We start from the raw sequence: 20,165 nt of genomic DNA, 5'->3' as shown, positions 1-20,165 counted from the left end.
GCGTGCTAGCTTCCGCCGTCCTTTACGCCGTCGAACCGCACCACCCGCGCGGACTCAGGAGGCTTCGGCCCCACGCGTCCATCCTGCCCCGGGTGAGGGGATTCTCTACCTGGTGGCCACGCCGATCGGAAACCTCGAGGACATCACGCAGCGCGCGCTGCGCACCCTGGGCGAGGTGCAGGCCGTGGCCGCCGAGGATACGCGGCGAACGCGCCGGCTGCTCGACCACTTTGGGCTGTCGGCGCCGGTCGTGAGCCTGTTCGAGCACAACGAGCAGCGCCGGGTGCCCGCGCTGATCGAGCGCCTCACGGCGGGCGACTCGGTCGCGGTGGTGACCGACGCCGGGTCTCCCGGCGTGGCCGATCCGGGCTACCGGCTGGTGCGCGCAGCGATCGAGTCGGGCATCGAGGTGCGGAGCGTTCCCGGCGCGAGCGCCGTGATCACCGCGCTGCAGGTCAGCGGACTGCCGACCGACGCGTTCACGTTCGCCGGGTTCCTGCCGGTCAAGCCGGGCGCGCGGAGGCGGCGCCTCGAAGAGCTCGCGACCCGGCGTGAGACGGTCGTGGCGTTCGAAGCGCCGCATCGCATCGACAAGACCCTCGAAGATCTCGAGTCGATCTGGGGCGACCGGATGATCGCGCTGGCCCGCGAGCTGACGAAGACCTTCGAGGAAGTGATCCGCGGCGCGGCGACCGAGGTGCGGGCGCGGCTCACGTCCGAGAAGCGGCGCGGTGAAATGGTGCTGGTGCTGTCGGGACGGGGCCGCCACGGCGAGCGAGAACAGGACACCGAGTGACTCCTGGCCCGCAGGGACCCGGAACCCCGGTCGCCGCCGACGAAGCGCCGCCTTTGAAGGAGCGGCTCAAGCAGCTCGTCCACCTGGCGCTCGAGCCGCTCACCGGCTTGCTGGCGCGTATCGGTGTGGGCGCGGATGGCATGACGGTCATGGGCCTGCTGGCGAGCCTGGTGGCCGCCCTCGCCTTCTTCGAGGGCTACTTCCGCTTCGGCGCCGTGATGGTGGCGGTTTCCGGACTGTGCGACATCCTGGACGGGGAGCTGGCCCGGCGCTCGGGGCGCCGCTCGCGCTTCGGCGCTTTCCTCGACTCCACGCTCGACCGGCTCTCGGACGGCATCGTGCTGGCGGGCATTTCCGGCTTCTATCTCGTCCACCTGACCGAGCTGGCCATGGACCCCTCTCAGGCCGTGGCCGAGATCACCCGGGGCCTCGAGCCTCGCACCTGGGCCGTGGTGTCGCTCACCGCGGTGCTGGCCATGCTGGGGTCGTTCATGGTGTCCTACACCCGGGCGCGCGCCGAGGGGCTCGGCCTCGAATGCCGGGTTGGCTGGTTCGAACGCCCCGAGCGCATGGTGCTGCTGATCGTGGCCGGCGCCTTCGGGATCGGACGGGTGATGTCGGCGGCGCTGATCCTGCTCGCGCTGCTATCGTTCGCCACCGCAATTCAGCGCGTGGTCTATATCTGGAAGAACACCCGCGGAGCGGGTCTCGATTCATGAGGAGGTCGGAAGGCATGGCGAAGGCCAAAGGCAAGGTGCGTGTGGCGATCATCGGCGTCGGGAACTGCGCCTCGTCGTTCGTCCAGGGTCTCCATTACTACCGCAATGCCAAGGAAGGCGATCGCATTCCCGGCCTGATGCACGTCAATCTGGGCGGCTACCACATCCGCGACGTGGAGATCGTCGCCGCCATCGACATCGACAAGAACAAAGTCGGCAAGGATCTTTCCGAGGCGATCGTCACCTGGCCGAACAACACCTTCGTGTTCGCCAAGACGCCGCGCTCCGGAATCACCGTGCAGCGCGGGATGACGCACGACGGGCTGGGCAAGTACCTGTCGAAGATCATCCAGAAGGCGCCCGGATCGACGGTCGACATCGTCCGCCTGCTCCGCGAGACCAAGACCGACGTGGTGGTGAACTACCTGCCGGTGGGCTCGGAAGAGGCCACGAAGTGGTACGTCGAGCAGGTGCTCGAGGCGGGCTGCGCCTTCGTCAATTGCATTCCCGTGTTCATCGCCCGTGAGAAGTACTGGCAGCAGCGCTTCGAGAAGCGCGGGCTCCCTGTGATCGGTGACGACATCAAGTCGCAGGTCGGCGCCACCATCACGCACCGGGTGCTGTCGCGGCTCTTCGTGGATCGCGGCGTGCGCATCGACCGCACCTACCAGATCAACTTCGGCGGCAACACCGACTTCCTCAACATGCTGGAGCGCGAACGCCTCGAGTCCAAGAAGATCTCCAAGACCAGCGCGGTCACCAGCATCATTCCCTACGGCATGGCCGAAGATGACGTGCACGTCGGGCCGAGCGACTACATCCCGTGGCTCAAGGACCGCAAGTGGTGCCACATCCGGATGGAGGGGACGACCTTCGGAGACGTGCCGCTCAATCTCGAGATGAAGCTCGAGGTGTGGGACTCGCCCAACTCCGCCGGCGTGGTGATCGACGCGGTGCGCTGCGCCAAGATCGGCCTCGACCATGGGCTCGAGGGAGCGCTGATCGCCCCGTCGAGCTACTTCAAGAAGTCACCGCCGGTGCAGATCCCCGACGATCGCGCGCTCGAGATGACCGAGCGCTTCATCGCCGATCCGGTCGGGACCGAGCGCCTGTTGCGCGACAAGCCCCCGACCGTGAAGCGCGAGAGCCCGATGAAGGCCGGCTCGACCGGGCCCTCGGTGAACGGCCACCCCGCCGCCGGTCCGGACGAGCGGCGCTCGCGCGGCTCGGCCAAGAGGCGCAAGCGCCGCAAGGCGGTCCGCTCGCGCTGAGCGGCTGATGGCTGGGCAATTCATCACGTTCGAAGGCGGCGAGGGTTCGGGCAAGTCCACGCAGCTCGTCCGCATCGCCGCGCGCCTGCGGGCGCGCGGAATCGAACCGGTGATCACGCGCGAGCCGGGCGGCACGCCCCTCGCCGAGGCCGTGCGCGCGCTGTTGCTCGACCGCCAGGAGCCACTCGAGCCCGTCGCCGAAGCCGGGCTCATCGAGGCCGCGCGCGCCGACCTCTTTGCCCGCGTGATCGCCCCCGCGCTTGCCGCCGGCGGCACCGTGCTGTGCGATCGCCACGCCGACTCCACGCTCGCATACCAGGGATATGGCCGCGGGCTCGATCTCGAGCTGCTGCGCTCCTGGAACGCGGCGGCCACACGGGGCCGGGCCCCCGACATCACCCTGCTCTTCGACATCGACCCCACCCATGGGATCCAGCGTCGCGCCGCGGCCGGAGCGTCCAATCGCATCGACCGCGAGCCGCTCGACTTCCACCGCCGGGTGCGGGAGGGGTTCCTCGAGATCGCGCGCGGCGCTCCGGAGCGGTTCGTGATCCTGGATGCCTCCTTGCCCGCGGACACGATCGAGTCCCGCTGCTGGTCGATGATCGAGGAACGCCTGCGGCGCCCCGGTGAACCGGCCGAAAAACCCGTGATATAGTCGGGGTCCTCGCTTCCATTCCCGGCCGCCAGGAGGATGCTTGATCCGTCGACATTTTGCCCTGGCCGGACTGCTGGCCGCGCTGTTCGCCGTGGGCTGGTGGGTCGGGCGCAGCAGCGCCACCGGCCCCTCGGACCTCTACGCCAACGTCGACGGGTTCATCGAGGTCCTGCAGAAGGTCGAGCAGTCCTACGTCGACACGGTCGAGCCCGAGGTCCTGGTCGACGGCGCGATCAAGGGCATGCTCCACGACCTCGATCCCTACTCGCAGTACCTCGACGAGTCGTCCTGGGACAACCTCAAGGCCACGACCCACGGCAGCTTCGGGGGGATTGGCATCGTGGTCAGCGTGCGTGACAACTATCCGACGGTGATCTCTCCGATCGAAGGAAGTCCCGCATGGACGCTCGGGCTGCGGCCCGGCGATGTGATCGTGAAGATCGACGGCGCCTCCAGCGCGGGGCTCACCGTCGACGAGGTGGCGACGCGCCTGCGCGGCCCGGCCGGCACATCGGTGAAGATCGCCGTGCGTCGCGAAGGCGAGGAGGACGCGCAGGAGTACACGATCCAGCGCCAGGTCATCGTCACCAAGAGCGTTCCCTACTCGTTCATGGCCGAGGATCACACCGGATATCTGCGGCTCGCGAACTTCTCGGAGAACTCGGGAGCGGAGATGCGGACGGCGATGGAGCGCCTGCGGCTGCAGGGCGCCACGCGGCTGGTGCTCGATCTGCGCGCCAATCCCGGCGGACTCCTGGATCAGGCGGTGGACGTGGTCGAACAGCTCGTGAAGCCCAATACGCTGGTGGTGTTCACACGCGGGCGCGCGAAGGGACAGGACAATCGCTACTACTCCTCCGAGCGCCGCCCCCAGCTCGACTGGCCGATGGTGGTGCTGGTGGATCAAGGAAGCGCCTCGGCCTCCGAGATCGTGGCGGGCGCGCTTCAGGATCTGGATCGCGCGCTGGTGGTGGGGCAGACCACCTTCGGCAAGGGCTCGGTGCAGAGCGTGTTCCCGCTGCGCGGCAAGAACGCCGCGCTCAAGCTCACGACGGCCAAGTACTACACGCCTTCGGGACGCTCGATCCACAAGGCGCAGGCCTCGCGTCCCTCGCTGGAAGTCGAGAACGATGAGGAGGACGCCCTGGAGCCGCAGCCTTCGCCGGCGGATACCGCCCCGCGGCGCGCCTATCAGACGGCGTCCGGCAGGAAGGTCCTTGGCGGTGGCGGCATCGTTCCCGACGTGGTGGTGGTGGCGGACTCGCTGCCACCGCTGACGCGCCGGGTGGAGAGCCGCTCCCTCTCGTTCCGTTTCGCGAACCGCTGGACCAACCAGCACCCCGGAGCCAAGCTCGCCGCGCCGAACGAGGCGCAGTGGAAGGCGTTCCTCGCCTTCCTCGAGGCCGAGAAGGTGCCCGCGACCCCGGCCGAGATCCAGGCGGAGCGGCCCGTGCTCGAGCGCTCGATCCATCGCGAGCTGGCGCGCCGTCTCTCGGGCGATCCGGCCGCGGCGAAGGTGGCGCTCGAAGGCGATCCGGTGTTCGAGCAGGCGCTCGACATCCTGACGCGAGCCCGCACGGCCCGCGAGGTCTTCCGGGTCGCCGCGTCGTCGGGAAGCGGCTCGACGACCCGCTGACCTCCATGCGCACGGCTTATCTCTGTGACTTCGACGGCACCGTCGCGCCTTCGGACATCGGCGCCGCGCTGTTCCTTCGTTTCGCGCGCCCCGACCGGAAAGAGGCCGCGGCCGCGCTCGCGCGCTGGAAGGCGGACGAGATCGGTCACCGCGAGCTCACCGAGATCGAGTGCCGGTGCATGGACGTGAGCGCCGACGAGGCCCTGGAGTTCTCGCGCGGACATGGGATCGATCCGGGATTCGCCGGTTTCGTGCGCGCCGTGCACGAGCGCGGCGACGTGGTCATGGTGGCGAGCGAGGGGTACGACTTCTACGTCGCCGATCAGCTCACCCGCGCAGGGCTCTCGGATGTGCCGTGGCGCGCCAACCATGCCCGCTTCGAGGGCCGGACGATGATCCCGGAGTTCCCCTGGGCCGATCCGGGCTGCACGCGCTGCGGCAACTGCAAGGCGCAGTACGTTCGCGAGCACCGCGCCCGCGGCTTCCGCGTGGTGTTCGTGGGCGATGGACTCTCGGATCGCTGCGGGGCGCGCGCCGCCGACCAGGTGTTCGCGCGGGCCTCGCTGTGGGACTGGTGCCGGAGCGCGGGGGTCCTGGCGAGCCCCTTTGTCGATTTCCGCTCGCTCGCCCGAGCCGAGGCGGCATGACCCGGACCTCACGCGCGATCGGAGAGATCGAATTCGACTCGCCGTTCGTTCTGGCTCCGCTCGCCGGCGTGAGTGATTCACCGTTCCGCCAGCTGGCGCGGGAGCAGGGTGCTTCGGCGGTCTACACCGAGATGGTGTCCGCCGACGGACTGGCGCGCAACAACCAGGCGACGCTCGACTATTGTCGCTTCGAGCCCCATGAGCGGCCGGTGGGCATCCAGCTCTTTGGTGCGGACCCTGGCGTGATGGCCGAGGCCACGCGCATCCTCTGTGACCTTCCCGAGGCCGCGCGCCCCGATCTGATCGACATCAACATGGGGTGTCCGGTCCGCAAGGTGGTCAACCGCTGCGCGGGCGCCGCGCTGCTCAACGACCTGCCCCGGCTGTCGTCGATCGTCGCGCGCATGGCGGAGGTGAGCCGCGTCCCGGTCACCGCGAAGATCCGGCTCGGATGGGATGGCAATTCGCAGAACGTGGTGGAGGTGTCGAAGACGCTCGAGCAGAGCGGTGCCAAGGCCGTGGCGATCCACGCGCGCACGCGGGCCGAGAAGTTCGAAGGCGCGGCGCACTGGGAGATGATCGCCGCCGCCAAGCAGGCGGTCGGCATCCCGGTGATCGGAAACGGCGACGTGCGCACACCCGAGGACGGGGAGCGCATGCTCGAAACCACGGGCTGCGACCTGGTGATGCTCGGCCGCGCCGCCTTCGGAGACCCCTGGGTCTTTCGCCGGGTGCGCGCGCGCCACGAGCGCGGCGAGATCCTCCCGCTCCCGACCGCGGCGGAGCGGCTCGAGGCCGGCATCCGCCACCTCGAGCTGCTGGTCGCGGACGTCGGCGAACTGGTCGCGGCCAAGGAGATGCGCAAGCACGTGGCGTGGTACGTCCGAGGGCTTCCGCACAGCCACAAGGTCCGCGAGCAGGTGAACCAGACGCGGAACGCCGAAGATCTCGCGGCGCTCCTCACCGTCTATCTGGAGACGCTGGAGCAGGAAGGGCTCGCGGCGTTCGCGGGAGAGACCGCGCCCGATCTGGGGTCGCTCCGTGCGGCCGGCTGAGCTCGAGTCCCTGCTGCGCCGCGTGCGCCGTGGAACCATCACGCCGGCCGACGCCGCGCGCGAGATCGCCCAGGCGCCGCTCGAGCGGCTGGCCGCCGCGACCGTGGACCATCAGCGCGGACTGCGGGCGGGATTCCCGGAGGTGGTCTTCGGGCAGGGCAAGCGGCCGGACGATCTGGTCGCGATCGTGTCGCGGCTCTCGCGCCGCAATCCGGTCGTGCTCGCGACCCGCGTGGATGCGGAAGGCCGTTCGGCGTTGTCGGCGGCGTTTCCCCGCGCGCGAGTCTCGGAGCGCGCCCGCGTGGTCGTGGTCCCCAATGGCAAGAGGCCGCCGCGCCCGGTCGGCCGCGTGCTCGTGGTGTGCGCCGGCACCGCGGATCTTCCGGTCGCCGAGGAAGCCCTGCTCACCGCGCGCGCCATGGGAAGCCGCGCCGAGCTGGTCGCCGACGTCGGCGTCGCGGGCCTCCACCGGCTGCTGGCCCATCGCCGGGCGCTGCGCGGTGCGCGAGTGCTGGTGGTGGTCGCGGGACTTGAAGGAGCATTGCCGAGCGTGGTCGGGGGGCTCACCGATCGTCCCGTGATCGCCGTGCCCACGAGCGTCGGCTACGGTGCGCACTTCGACGGCCTGGCGCCGCTGCTCGCCATGCTCAATTCGTGCGCGGCCGGGGTCACCGTGGTGAACGTGGACAACGGCTTCGGCGCCGGATACGCAGCCCACCTCATCAACCGCGGCCGGGGGCGCCGGTGAAGATCGCCTACTTCGACTGCTTCTCGGGGATCAGCGGGGACATGACGCTCGCCGCCTTGGTCTCCGCGGGCTGGAGCGCCGACCAGCTGAGAGCACTGCCCGCGCGCATGCGGCTCGACGGCGCGAGCATCACGGTCTCCGAGACCAGGCGCGGACCCTTCGTCGCCACCCAGGTCCAGGTCCGGGCCGAAGGAAAGCAGCCGCACCGGCACCTGCGTCACATCCGCGATCTGCTCGGCGCCGCCGACCTCGACCTCGGGGTTCGCCAGCGGGCGGTCGAAGTCTTCACCCGGCTCGCGGAAGCCGAGGCCGAGGTCCACGGCGAGACGATCGAGAAGGTTCACTTCCACGAGGTCGGGGCGGTGGACGCGCTGATCGACGTCGTCGGAGCGATCGAAGGGCTGAAGGCGCTCGGCGTGGACGAGGTGTACGCGTCGCCGCTCCGGCTCGGCCGTGGAGCGGTGCGCTCGGAGCACGGACTGATCCCGGTCCCCGCTCCGGCGACTGCGATCCTGCTGCGCGGCGCCCCGGTCGAGATGCCCGACATCGAGGCCGAGCTGGTGACGCCGACCGGGGCCGCGCTGATCACCACGCTGGTCCGGCACTGGCAGCCTCCACCCGGCTTCCGGCTCGATCGCATCGGCGTCGGGGCGGGGCAACGCGACCTCAAGGAGCAGCCCAACGTGCTCCGCATCCTTCTCGGTGAGGCCGAGGCGCCCAACGGCCTCGGACTGCGCCGAGTGGCGGTCCTCGAGACCGCCCTCGACGACGAGAACCCGCAGTTCATCGCCGCGCTCGTGCCGAGGCTGCTCGAGCACGGCGCGCTCGACGCGATGGTGATCCCGACCACCATGAAGAAGGGGCGGCCCGGGGTGTGGCTGGTGGTCGTCGCCGAGCCGGCGAGCGCGCACGCGCTGGCCCGGCAGATCCTCACCGAGACCAGCTCGCTCGGCGTCCGCTTCCGATTCGACGAGCGACTGGAGCTCGCGCGCCGCGCGCTCGAGGTCGACACCCCATTCGGCCGGGTCGCGGTGAAGGTCGCCGACGTCCCGGGGCAGGGCCCTCGCGCCGCGCCGGAATTCGAGTCGGTGCGGGCGGCGGCCGAGAAGGCGGGTCGTCCCCTGCGAGAGGTGGCGGATGCGGCGCTTCGCGCGTGGCAGGAGGGGGAGCGCTCCCGCCGGGAATGAGCCTTCTCGTTGCCCGGGAACTGAGCGTGATCCCTCCTGGGTCAAGGCGCCCCGTGGTCGAGAACCTCTCCCTGTCGGTGTCCGCCGGTGAGTGGGTGGCCGTCACCGGGGGGAATGGCGGAGGCAAGAGCAGCCTGCTGCTGGGGCTCGCGGGATTATGGCCGACCCAGGGGGAGATCACTTTCGAGGGAAGGTCCCTCGACGGTCAGCCGGGGGGCCTCCGCCCGGACATGGGGATCGTGCTCCAGGATCCGAGCACCCAGATCCTCCAGCACACCGTCTTCGACGAGATGGCCTTTGGCCTCCGAAATCTGGGAGTCGCTGGCGACGAGGTGAGCGTCCGGGTCCGGCGCTGGGCCGAACGGCTCGGGCTCGATGAAGAGCTGGAGACCGATCCCACGAAGCTCTCCGCCGGGTGGCAGCAGCGGGTGCTCATCGGGGCCGCGCTGGTCACGGAGCCACGGCTGCTCCTGGCCGACGAGCCCACCGCGCATCTCGATGCCGAGACGAGGCGGCGAGTCCTGGACGAGGTGGCCCGGAGGACGTCGGAGGGGATGGCGGTGGTCTGGGTCACCCAGCTCGAAGAGGAGCTGGACCGGGCGACCCGTACGATCGAGGTGGGCCCTTCGCCTCCAGGTCGGCCCCCAGTCGCTCCGGCCCCCGCCGCCGGAGCCGAGAGCGTCCGGATCCGGGTGAGCCCCACCCCGGAGCCAGCCTCGAACGCACCCCGGGTCTCGATCAGTCATGCGATCGAGATCAGCGTTCCAGCGCGAGGAGTCACCGGAATCATCGGACGAAACGGGATCGGGAAGAGCGTCATCCTCGGCGCCGTGTCCGGCCATTCGCCAATCCCTCAAGTGGAAGCGAAATGGTCGATTACGACCGATCCGCCACCCATCACCACCCTTCAATATCCGGAGCTTCAGATCTTCGAGGAGAGCCCGGAGTCCGAAGTGGTCTATGCGGCAGTGGCGAGAGGGGTTCCACGCCCCGAGGCGGTCGATCTCGCCGGTAAGGCGCTCGAGGGTCTGGGGATCGACCTGGAGTCATGGTCGGCGCGGCGAACCTGGTCGCTGTCGACGGGTGAGAAGAGATTGCTCGAGGTCGTGTCGGCCCTGATCGCTCCCGCTTGCCTCTACGCTCTGGACGAGCCATCAGCCGGCCTGGACCCCGCTCGCAAGGCCTTGCTCGGTAGTCTCATTGCCAGACGCGCCGCATCTCGGCCGGTGCTGATCGCGACCCAGGACTGCGACTGGTTGGTGTCCCTTGGTGGTCGAGTCGTCGATCTCAATTCGAGAAAACAGCCCGTAAGTGCCCATATTGACTTAAAAACCCATTGACACCTGAGGCAGAAGTCCCTAGATTGTCAGCCACTAGGGCATCTGGTGCACCCCTGAAGTATCCCCTGTAGAGCACCTCCAGTTCCGCGGTGCTGTCGGTTCGAAGCTGGCAGCGGCTTCGATCTGTGGCGCCACATTGGAAAGACATCACGCAAGTTGGGCTCTGCCGCGTCGCCTTCTGCCAACGGCTGCGCCGGTAGCGGAAAGGAGGATTCGCACACAAGGCCCGAGGCATTCTCGCAGCGGTACCGCAACACGTGCCTTGTGGCGTCATCCGACGCCATGCGGTTTCTCGGAAGACCTCGTATGTCCCCGATGCGAGGGTGGAGGAAGTCCAAAATGAGGAAGCCGTATCAGTTGATTTTTGCACTGCTCGGCGTCCTGATGTTCGCTCTGCCGGCGGCCGATGTCCTTGCGGACATCGAGGAGATGACGAACGGCATGCCGGAATACCGGCAGTTCGTCTCCAAGGCCAGCCGGCTGCGCACGAGCGACGTCAACGACCCGGACACGGTCTGGATCGGCCACATTGGTGACGCCACGTGGCGTCCCCGCGACAAGAACGGAAACGTTCTTGGAAATGCCTCGATCCAAACCGGTGGCTACGGACCCTATCGCGTCGGCCGCGGCGATTACCGCCCCGGCATCGGACCCGGAACGCACTACAACGGCGTCTGGGACTTCGATCACTTCGGTGCGGCGACTCCGGCGCAGGGGAGCTTCCCGGCCCGGCCCGCTGAGGACGATTCACTCATGGGCTGGTGGCCTCTCGCCCGCCCGTTCCAGAGCGGCGATGCCGTGAACGTGAACGACAGAGTTCGTCCGTTCTATGGCCTCGACTACGGCAACTTCGGTAACTACGTCATCAACCAGGGTTCGCCCAAGCGGACCTTCGGTGTGACGGGTTACTGGCACCGGGACGTCGGCAACAACATTCCCGGCCTGGCGGACACGGGCGCCGTGGTTCCTGGTCCGGACGTCGAATGGAAGCCGATCGGCGGTGGTGCATCGGCCTGGTGCGGTCTCCGTGGCCAGGGCGACATGACCCACGTCGACCCGATCACCGGAAATGCCTTCAACCAGACGATCGTCTCGTACCGCGGGAATAATTCGTACTTCCAGCAAGGCTCCCAGTCCATCACGGGAACCGACCAGAACTTCCCCGGTTACGGTTCGCAGTGGGACCAGATGCTCTACCAGGACATCGTCCTGCCGAACACCGGTACGGTGAACGTGCAGTTCGACTACGCGACCGCCATGTCGCGCGTCCGTGGTGGAACGGCCCAGCAGCGCATCGGCTACTTCTACAAGGACCCGACGAAGACCGTCGCGGCCAACGACGGCAACTTCATCAGCGCGACCGACGCGGAAGCGACGCAAGGCGGTCCGGTGGACTCCTTCATGGTGTACATCGGTCGTCCGGTGGACGATGCCAACTGCCGGTTCGCGGACCTTTCGATCGCTCCGGTCTATGACCCGCAGCGTCGCTGGTTCTCCGAGGTCCTCCGTCTGGACAACTCCGGCGGCCTGACCCAGATGATCCAGATCGCCTCCGTGGCCGGCGTGACCGGCACCATGGCGGCGGACGGCACGATCACCCCGGCGCACGCGAACGTGAACATCACGAACGCGCAGCTCACGGCGATCGGCGCCGGCGCGGCGGGGAGCACGGTGCGTGTCGTGTTCCGCGTCAAGACCAACCGCGGCAACGACGACGAAGACTACGGCGCAGCCGCCGGCTTCACGTCGGGCACCCGCGGCGCGGCCATCATCGACAACGTCAACATCACCCAGGGCGGCGGCAACCTCGTCGACTTCGGTGATTTCGAGAACGCCAACTCCGTCGACAACAGCACGGGGACGCCGGCGACGCTCGCCTGGAAGTCCACGGGCAAGCCGCCGGGCATCTACGCCCACGTGCACAGCGTCGACCCGAGCCTCGGCAGCCAGGCGGCTCCTTGGAACGACCCGTGCAGCACGCCGAACTTCGCTGATCCTTCCGCTGCCAACCGGCAGTGCAACATGATCAGCAACGTGCTGACCGGCGGCGACCACGACAACCAGGAGAAGCCAGGCGGTCTGTTCGGTGGTCCGTCTCAGGACCGCGCTCGTTGGGTGGCTTCGCCGACCATCAATCTCAAGTCGAATGGCCCGGGGGACTACAACGGCCAGGGTATCGACTCTGAGATTGCCGACGCGACCGACTGGATCCTGGCGTGGGACTACCACAGCCCAGGGTTCCGCGGGAACGTGAACGGCAACTTCTTCTCGATCGGTATGCAGGCCTATCCGGCCCGCCAGAGGAACGGTCTGACGGTCTGGGGTGAGACTCGCCACGCGCTGACGATCTTCTTCCAGTCGGTGAACGCGTGCCTCACCACGGCCTTCTCGCCGAAGACCGGTGGTCTGATCCTTTCGACCAACGCCAACGGCATTCCGGACTCGATTCGTGTCTACTTCCAGTTCCTGTCGCGCTGCTTCACTTTCTCGCACGACGCGAACACGTGCTCACCGGTGTCGCCGAACGTTCTCACCGGCAACCACGTCGACAACCTGAGCTTCGCTCTGATCGACGTGCCGCCGCCGGCTGGACTCGCGGTGTCACCGTGGTACAAGTACTCGGACGCCTTCCCGGCGACGAGCACGACGAACTTCACGAGTACGAACTTCGACACCTGTGCGGCGCACGTGAAGAGCGGCTTCAATGCTCACGTTGCGAACATCGGTCTCACCAGGCCCTCGATCCAGGGCGACTCGTGCTGGGTGCAGACCGGTGTGGTGCCCAATATCCGCGTCGACCTCGTGTTCCGCATCCTTCCGGGTGTCGGCAACTACGTGACGATCGGTAACCGGAACAGCGGCATCCGTCGCATCCCGACCAGCACGGCCGCGGCAACCGTGGCCGATCCTGGCAACGGCGCGCTGACCGCCACCCAGAAGTTCTTTGGGGCTTACATGGCGAACAACGGCGCGTTCGGAACGGGCGGCAACGGCGTGTCGGGTCCTGGTCATCTGAACGGCAACAACTGGGATCCGAACAAGTGGAACAGCGCCCGCATGGACACGCTCGAGTCGAACCTGTTCCCGTGCTTGAACCTGGGAACGAATCTCCCTGTGCTCGACGCTGGCCAGTGGGTGTCGAACTACCACGAGCTGGATCCCAAGTACACGGTCCTCGGTCAGGCGAAGAACCGCTGCTTCGTGGTGGATCCTTCGCTGGGCCGCGGCACGGGCTGCGCCAGCACGTCGTCTGCCGCGACGTGCAACATGATCTGCGGCGCGACGTCCTTCTCGGCGTATCCGCCGCTGTGGACGTCTGACCTCACTTCGGGCGTATCGCCTTCCGAGAACGGCTTGCCGCCGGGCCGGACGTACGAATACACCAAGATCATTCCGGATGGGTTGCTGACGCCTGGCGCCCACGTGCAGTACTTCTTCCGCCGTTCGCCGGGCGCTTCGGCTCCGGTGGACTACCTGCCTGACACGAACTTCGTGTTCAACGCTTTCGCCGACGCGGCGCGCTGGTACCACTTCAGCGTGCTTCCGGACCGCTGGAAGGATGCGGCCTGGGGCGTGGGTGGCGTGGGCATGGCGTGCATGCTGGTGGACGACGTTCATGACCGCACCTTCGACGAGTTCTTCTTCGTCTCGGTCGCGGACTCGATCGGTCTCACCAATGCCAACAAGCGCGGCGCCCACAACGGGTGGCGTGCTCGCGGCGATCAGGGCGTCATCCTGAACGCCGACGACGGCAGCATCGGCAGCGACGACTCGATCGCCCGTCGCGACAACGGCGGACAGCCGGGGTCGTACTGGGATCTGTGGAACACCACCGCTGGCGAGTCGCAGACGACGGGCGCCGCCTGGCTTTCGAATCGCTCCGCGTTCCAGCCTCTTGCCGGCGAGCTCATCACAGGCAAGGGTGCCCGTACCGGTCCCACCGGCGACATGCTGCGGAACTGGTACCGGACGATGGTCTTCCTGACGGGCTCGATCACGACCAGCTTCTTCGGTCGTATTCCGAACCGTACCGACGACGACATGGCAATGCTGAACGACTTCGCGGCGATCCCCACGGGGACCGCGAAGCCTCGCTCGGTGTTCGTCATCGGCGCCGGCTTCTGCGAAGACCTGTCGAATCCGGGCGGTCCGACCGGCGGCGCGGGATTCCTGAGCGCGTACTTCGGTGCCAGCCTCAGAAGCCCTGTCTACCGGACCTTCTCGAGCAACCCGAAGCAGGTGGCGAACTATGATCCGGTGTCTGGTTCGGCCCTCGACGTCGCGGGTGCTGGCTTCGGCCTCTCCGGCATGAAGTTCGGCCTCAGCGACGGCTGCGGTCTCGAAAACGACGTGCTGAACGTGAACGCCGCGGTTCCGACCGCAGCGGCTCAGGTCCTGCACGAGAACGTGGGTGCATCCGGCCCGTACGTCGCGTCGGTCTACGCCCCGAACGCAGGTGCCCGTGAGCACATCTCGTATCTGGATGGCTCGCGTATCCAGCGTATCGGCGGCATCATTACCTACAGCGCGACGAGCGGCGCTCCGATTCTGCCGGTCAGCAACGCGGGACTCAGGGCCTACATCTTCAAGGCTCTGACGATCGTGGCCGGTGGGTTCTGCGGACCTCAGGGCGCGCCCGTTGGTGTGGGCGATGGCAATGAGAACGGCAATGGCTCCGCGTTCCTGTCGTACATGAACCTGAAGTCCAGCAACCCGATGCACTCCGGCCAGGCCCGAATCGCGTTCGGGCTGTCGAAGGCCGACAAGGTCAACATCAAGATCTACGACGTGACCGGTCGTGTGGTGAAGACGTTGGCTGATCGCAACTTCACCGCCGGTGTCGAGCACGTGGTGGTCTGGGATGGGACGAGTGACGCGGGCGCGAAGGTCAAGAGCGGTGTGTACTTCTACCAGCTCAAGACTTCGTCCTGGACGAGCCAGAAGAAGCTGGCGGTGCTGGCGAACTAAGCACCTTCAGTCGAGTAACGTTCGATGGGCGGGGAGCAATCCCCGCCCATCGGCGTTTTATGGCGTCTGCCAAGCCTCGACAGGATGGCCTGAACGCCCGGTTGCTGGAGCCCGGCCTCCGCCATCCCTGGCTGCGGCCGTCTGCGGACGGTCCTTCACCGCAACCAGGCGGTTCGGGCAACCCGGTCGCCCGTCGAGAGGGGGGCGCGCCGGAGCAGGATGCGGAGGCGACGCGAGTCCGAAACGCAACCCGGTGGTTCAGGGCAACCCGGCGGTTCAGGGCAACCCTGCTGCCTCGCAGCCCTCTCCAAACCCCGCCAATTGGGGCATTTGAGGCTTGACGGAGCTCTGTAGCCCGGATAGCCTTCGAGCACTCCCTTTACAAGACTGGGCTTTGGAGGGCGCTGATGCGCTTGCGTGTCGGGGTTGTTCTTTTTCTATTGCTGGCATATGTGGGAATCGGATGCAGGAGTCCGCTGACCCCGAACATCGACAGAAACCAAGCCCCGGAAACCTGGATCACCGCGGCACCGTCGGACACCATCACGGTCAAGAATGAGCGCGGGGAGATCATCGGTTTCCCGTTCCCGGGAACGATCCCGGTCCGCTTCCATGTCTATTGGGCGGGATCCGACAGGGACGGCGCGGTTTCCGGATTCTATTGGGCCGTCGTGGAGACGATTCCCAGGCCATTGCCCGGTCAGCCCTTCCTTCCGCAGCTCCCGGGTCCGAAGCCGCAGGACTACCACTTCACGACCAAGACCGACAGTTTCTTCATCTTCAACGTCGCCGAGGACATCCCCGACCGCCAGCACGCCTTCTACATCTACTCGGTGGACAACCTCGGAAAGCCCGACCCCACACCCGCGCGGTTCATCTTCAATTCGCAGGATCGCTTCCCGCCCATCCCGGTGATCGAGGAGTGCCGCTGCGTCGGCACCATCTACATCCCCAGCCCGGGGGGCGGCGTGACCGCCAGAGCGGACACCGTATACGTCACCGACGTGGACAACATTCAGAATCCGACGCCGCGAGACACCTGTCCCGCACGCTCGACCATCCGCATCAAGTGGCATGGCGAGGTCCAGATCGCGCAGACGGTGGTCACGGGCTTTCGCTACAAGCTCGATGAGCCCCGGTTCATCGAGGTCGGCCCCGAGGTCACCGAGGTCACCTACAACGACGGAATCCCGCCCAGCGACACCATCCCCCCGGCGCCAGGCCGGAAGATCTTCGTGCTGCGCGCGGTCGATCAGGCGTTCGGCACACGGGACAGCACGCGCCGCTTCCAGCTCAATTACTCGCCGGACACCTGGTGGTCCGGGCCCGATCGCAACAGTCCCTCGTTCTTCAGCAAGCCCAACGGCGAGCGCTACACGACGCTCTTCGGCGGCCATTTGCAGGGGCCGATCCAGGGCAGTCTGATGAGCCAGGACTCGACCTTCATCCTCCCGGCATCTCGGACGAGCCGGCGGACGTTCCTGGAGATCTGGAAGGACACGGTCTGGGTCCGGCAAGAGGGGGACACGGTCCACCTCAACTCGTGGCTGGTGATCCATGGGGGCGGCTACGACAAGGATTCGAGATACGCGGTGAAGGTGAATCCGATCATGCGGGACAAGGACGATGATGGGAACTACAAGTTCCCGGAGTTCATCGCCCAGGACGGGCCGGTTCTGGTGCCCGGGCCCGCCAACGGCTCACCCATCGGCTTCAAGTCGGTCGTGACCATGTCGCTGACGCCCGGGAATCAGCCCAGCCGTACCGCCTTGAGCGGGCTCTACCCGATCTACGACCCCAACGATGTATTCAACCTTCAGCGGATCGCGGGTTATCATCCGATCTTCCAGGCGGGTCGGGCCTTCGTCGTCATGCAGGCGGAGGATGCCGACGGAGATCGTGACCGAAGAGTGACGGATGGACGCGACCTCGTGACCCGGGTCGAGAACGGCACGGCAACTCCGGCAGAGCAGGCTCTCCGCCCTCTGGTCATGGCCTTCTACGTCGATAAGCCGCCGTACTTCGAGACCGGGCATCCCTTGTTCCGGCCCCGCACGGCGGTCGTCGATACCTTCACCTCGCTCCTCTGGGATCTGCGCATCATCGCCGGAGACACCGACCCGTTTCTGCCCGGAAGCAACACGCCGCCCGGCGGCCCGAGCCCCAACATCATGTTACGGACGAAACTGAAGGTCATCGGCCAGGACCTCCAGGGCGCTCCCCTGACCTTCGTGGACAACCACGCCTACGTGAATCAACAGAACATCACTCTGCTCGTGCCATCCTTCCTCGCCGGGGGGCCTTGTACGCTCGAGATCGAGCTGTGCGATTGCGAGCAGTGCGAAGAGGTCCCGGGGACGGGACGGTGCGTGACGTTGCGGATCCCCATCTATTACGCGAAGGCGGGGTCCACCCAATCCTCTTCTCTCGATACGAGCCGACCGGGTTCAGACGAGCTACACCCAGTAGGAGCGAAGCCATGAAGAACAAGCTCTGGACCCTGACGTACCAGGTGGTCCTGGGGCTTTCAGCCCTGGGTGCCGCGGGGTGTTCGAAGTCGGTGGACACGGTCTTCCGCGACAACCTGCCGCCGGAGGTCCGCCTCACCCAGGCGCCGATCCGGGCCAGCTCTTCGGATCCGTACTTCTATGCCTACCGCATGAACTGGGTGGGCTACGATCCGGACGGTCGCGTGGATCACTTCGTCATCTCGGTCGACCCACCGAGGCCGGACAGCGTCGAACTCGCGCTCAAGAACGACCAAGGACTGCCGATCTGGTCTCCCACGAACAAGAACGAGGAGATCATCTTCTTCCGCGCGACGACGCCGGAGTCGGCGGCATCGGACTACCTCAACGCCACCGACTTCCACACCTTCGCCATCGCCGCCGTCGACGACAAGGGCGCCCTCTCGACGCCCGTGTGGCGCACGTTCTTCTCGTACACCGTGGCCCCCCAGGTGTTCATCGAGTCGCCTTCTCCCAACTCCGTATTCACGCCCATCGTCACTCCGGTGGTGCGCATCGCCTGGCGCGGCATCGATCCGGACGGCCAGTTCACGGCCAAGCCGGTGAAGTACCGCTACCGGCTGTTCGGCAAGAAGAACCCGGACTTCCCGGAGATCGAGGACTTCGTCGCTCACGTCTGGTCGGAGCCCCGCTTCCTGCGCTGGATGTATGCGCCGACGTTCGGGCCATCCGAGAAGTGTCCGACCTGCACCGTGTGGGACTCGAGCAGCGCGGACACCACCGAGGTCCAGTACACCAACCTGGTTCCGGACCAGCTCTACCTCTTCGCCGTGACGGGATTCGACGAAGCCGGCGCCTACGACCCGAACTTCGTGCGCGGGTCGAACGTGTTGCGCTTCGCGGTCACGTACGCCGGCACGCTCGGTCCCCAGATCTGCATGGGCAACGAGTTCTTCAACTACTGCTACGACACCGGCGGCTACGCCAACGACCCCAGCCGCTACGTGAACGTCGAGGTCCCGGAGGGACAGCAGTTCTGCATCTACTGGTTCGCGATTCCACCCGAGGGCGCGAACATCCGCCGATATCGCTGGGTGCTCGACCTCCAGGACCTGACCGACGAGACGCCGAGAACCGATGAGCTCAAGGACTGGTACCACTGGAGCGCCTACAGCCTCAACACGATCACCGCCTGCGTGGGGCCTTTCGACATCGAGCCTTCACCCGACCACCTCTTCTTCATCGAAGCCGAGGACAACAACGGCCTCCGAAGCCTCGGCATCGTGCGGTTCACCGTCGTGCGGGCCACGCTCGACAAACCACTCCTGTTCGTCGATGACACGCGTCTGTCGCCCGACGCGAAGAGTCCGACGACGAACACCTACGAGCCGCCGCGCGGCACCTGGCCGACGTCCGCGGAGCTGGACACGTTCTTCTTCGCCAGGGGCGGATATCCATGGAGGGGGTACCCCGGCAGTCCTGATGGTCTTCCGGCTCCCACTCCAACGCTCAGCACGCCGGGGATCTTCAACGGGTATCCGTTCGATCCCCAGGACACGCTGACCACGCGCGGGATCCTCTCGGGGATCGTTCCGCTCGCCCGTCTGGGACGCTACAAGGTCGTCATCTGGTATACCGACGACACCGGCGCCACCTACACGGGATCACCCCTGGAGCTGTTCGCCCCCACCACCTCACTGCGTTTCATGAGCCAGCCGGGGCAGCCGTCGACGATCTCGACCTACCTCAAGCAGGGGGGCAAGGTGTGGATGTTCGGCGGAGGCGCGGTGTACGCGACCATGATCAACTGGGGACGGCGTAACACGCCGCCGAACGACTGGACCAACATCGATCTCGAGCTGGTTCCTGGGCGCTTCATGTTCGACTTCGCGCATTGGCAGTCATCGGTCGCCATCGCGCCCGCGCGCCAGGCGCTGATCAATACTCCGGACTGGTCGCCTCCCGAGTGGGGCTCGACCTACTCGATCGGTCGGAACTGGTCGGGCCACGGGATGGACGCTGACCTCGGCATGCCCAACTACGGCAGGCTGGTGAACAACCCGCGCGTCAGCATGTCGGTGCTGAGCCCTCGGACGTGTTTGTCGGACCCGCCGCCGTCGCAGAGGTTCTGCAATTCGTTCTACCTCGTATCCAGCTATCCGGCGGAGTACATCGGCCGCGTCGCGGGGCAATCATCGCCCCCCAACTTCATCTGGGAGGACATGGATCAGGATCCCAACGTCTTCCGTGAAGAGTCGACGCTCGATACGCTCTACGCCGCGATCGGGGGCTCGATGCCCGCGCAGCTGCCGGTGATGACCTATTACCATGGGAGGCAGACGCCCCAGATGGTGTTCAGCGGCTTCCCGCTCTGGTACTTCCAGCGCAGGCAGGTGATCGAGCTGGTCGACTTCGTGATGCAGGAGATCTTCGGGTTCCCGCCCCCGCCGGCGGGTGCGCGCGGGCTCAACGGGCCGGTCCCGGCCCGTGCGGTGAGCGCGGCAGGGACCACGACGGCGACTCCGATCGCGAAGTCCAGAACGGCCGCGGCGCCGCTCCGCCGATGACCGGCTCACGCGCGCCCGCCAGCCTCCCGTTCGCCAAGGCGCCGGCCCACACGGCCGGCGCGCGGCGCGTACGGATCGGTAAGCCCCGCCCGGCCGGACGGGAGC

The 20,165-nt window shown here is 67.0% G+C and carries 13 protein-coding genes; all 13 read left to right on the top strand.

The window, feature by feature from the left end; translation table 11 throughout:
- Nucleotides 1–112: 112 nt before the first annotated feature.
- Entirely contained in the window at nt 113–796 is a 684-nt protein-coding gene (gene rsmI / locus VFQ05_15745) for a 16S rRNA (cytidine(1402)-2'-O)-methyltransferase (GenBank protein ID HET9328220.1), read from the top strand.
- Entirely contained in the window at nt 793–1,515 is a 723-nt protein-coding gene (locus VFQ05_15740; protein ID HET9328219.1) for a CDP-alcohol phosphatidyltransferase family protein, read from the top strand. The genes rsmI and VFQ05_15740 overlap by 4 nt, the downstream gene beginning before the upstream one ends.
- A gap of 14 nt (nt 1,516–1,529) precedes the next feature.
- Nucleotides 1,530–2,786 (top strand): inositol-3-phosphate synthase, encoded by a 1,257-nt coding sequence (locus VFQ05_15735; protein HET9328218.1) that lies wholly within the window; start codon nt 1,530–1,532, stop codon nt 2,784–2,786.
- Nucleotides 2,787–2,793: 7 nt separating this feature from the next.
- Complete coding sequence (tmk, locus tag VFQ05_15730; protein HET9328217.1) at nt 2,794–3,444, top strand: dTMP kinase; 651 nt, start codon at nt 2,794–2,796, stop codon at nt 3,442–3,444.
- Between the two features lie 40 nt (nt 3,445–3,484).
- Nucleotides 3,485–5,080, top strand: coding sequence for a S41 family peptidase (locus VFQ05_15725; protein HET9328216.1), 1,596 nt, complete (start codon nt 3,485–3,487; stop codon nt 5,078–5,080).
- Nucleotides 5,081–5,085: 5 nt separating this feature from the next.
- Nucleotides 5,086–5,727, top strand: coding sequence for a haloacid dehalogenase-like hydrolase (locus VFQ05_15720; GenBank protein ID HET9328215.1), 642 nt, complete (start codon nt 5,086–5,088; stop codon nt 5,725–5,727).
- Nucleotides 5,724–6,782, top strand: a complete 1,059-nt coding sequence (gene dusB, locus VFQ05_15715) for a tRNA dihydrouridine synthase DusB (protein ID HET9328214.1) — start codon at nt 5,724–5,726, stop codon at nt 6,780–6,782. Before VFQ05_15720 ends, dusB begins: the two co-directional genes overlap by 4 nt.
- Nucleotides 6,769–7,530 carry a nickel pincer cofactor biosynthesis protein LarB gene (gene larB, locus VFQ05_15710; protein ID HET9328213.1) on the top strand — a complete coding sequence of 254 codons (762 nt, stop codon included), beginning with the start codon at nt 6,769–6,771 and terminating at the stop codon, nt 7,528–7,530. Before dusB ends, larB begins: the two co-directional genes overlap by 14 nt.
- A complete protein-coding gene (gene larC, locus VFQ05_15705) occupies nt 7,527–8,717 on the top strand; it encodes a nickel pincer cofactor biosynthesis protein LarC (GenBank protein ID HET9328212.1) in 1,191 nt (396 codons plus the stop codon). Before larB ends, larC begins: the two co-directional genes overlap by 4 nt.
- Nucleotides 8,718–8,770: 53 nt before the next feature.
- Nucleotides 8,771–10,057, top strand: coding sequence for an ABC transporter ATP-binding protein (locus VFQ05_15700; protein ID HET9328211.1), 1,287 nt, complete (start codon nt 8,771–8,773; stop codon nt 10,055–10,057).
- Nucleotides 10,058–10,396: 339 nt separating this feature from the next.
- Nucleotides 10,397–15,025 (top strand): FlgD immunoglobulin-like domain containing protein, encoded by a 4,629-nt coding sequence (locus tag VFQ05_15695; protein HET9328210.1) that lies wholly within the window; start codon nt 10,397–10,399, stop codon nt 15,023–15,025.
- A 407-nt stretch (nt 15,026–15,432) separates the two neighbouring features.
- The gene (locus VFQ05_15690; protein HET9328209.1) at nt 15,433–17,508 is read left to right on the top strand and encodes a hypothetical protein; all 2,076 of its coding nucleotides are present in this window, start codon (nt 15,433–15,435) and stop codon (nt 17,506–17,508) included.
- On the top strand, nt 17,505–20,060 hold the full coding sequence (locus VFQ05_15685; protein ID HET9328208.1) for a hypothetical protein: 2,556 nt from the start codon (nt 17,505–17,507) through the stop codon (nt 20,058–20,060). Before VFQ05_15690 ends, VFQ05_15685 begins: the two co-directional genes overlap by 4 nt.
- Nucleotides 20,061–20,165: the final 105 nt, after the last annotated feature.

The organism is Candidatus Eisenbacteria bacterium (genome assembly GCA_035712145.1).
Classification (GTDB): Bacteria; Eisenbacteria; RBG-16-71-46; order RBG-16-71-46; family RBG-16-71-46; genus DASTBI01.
The sequence above is the reverse complement of the archived record's forward strand: the minus strand, read 5'-3'. Positions and strand labels throughout refer to the sequence as shown.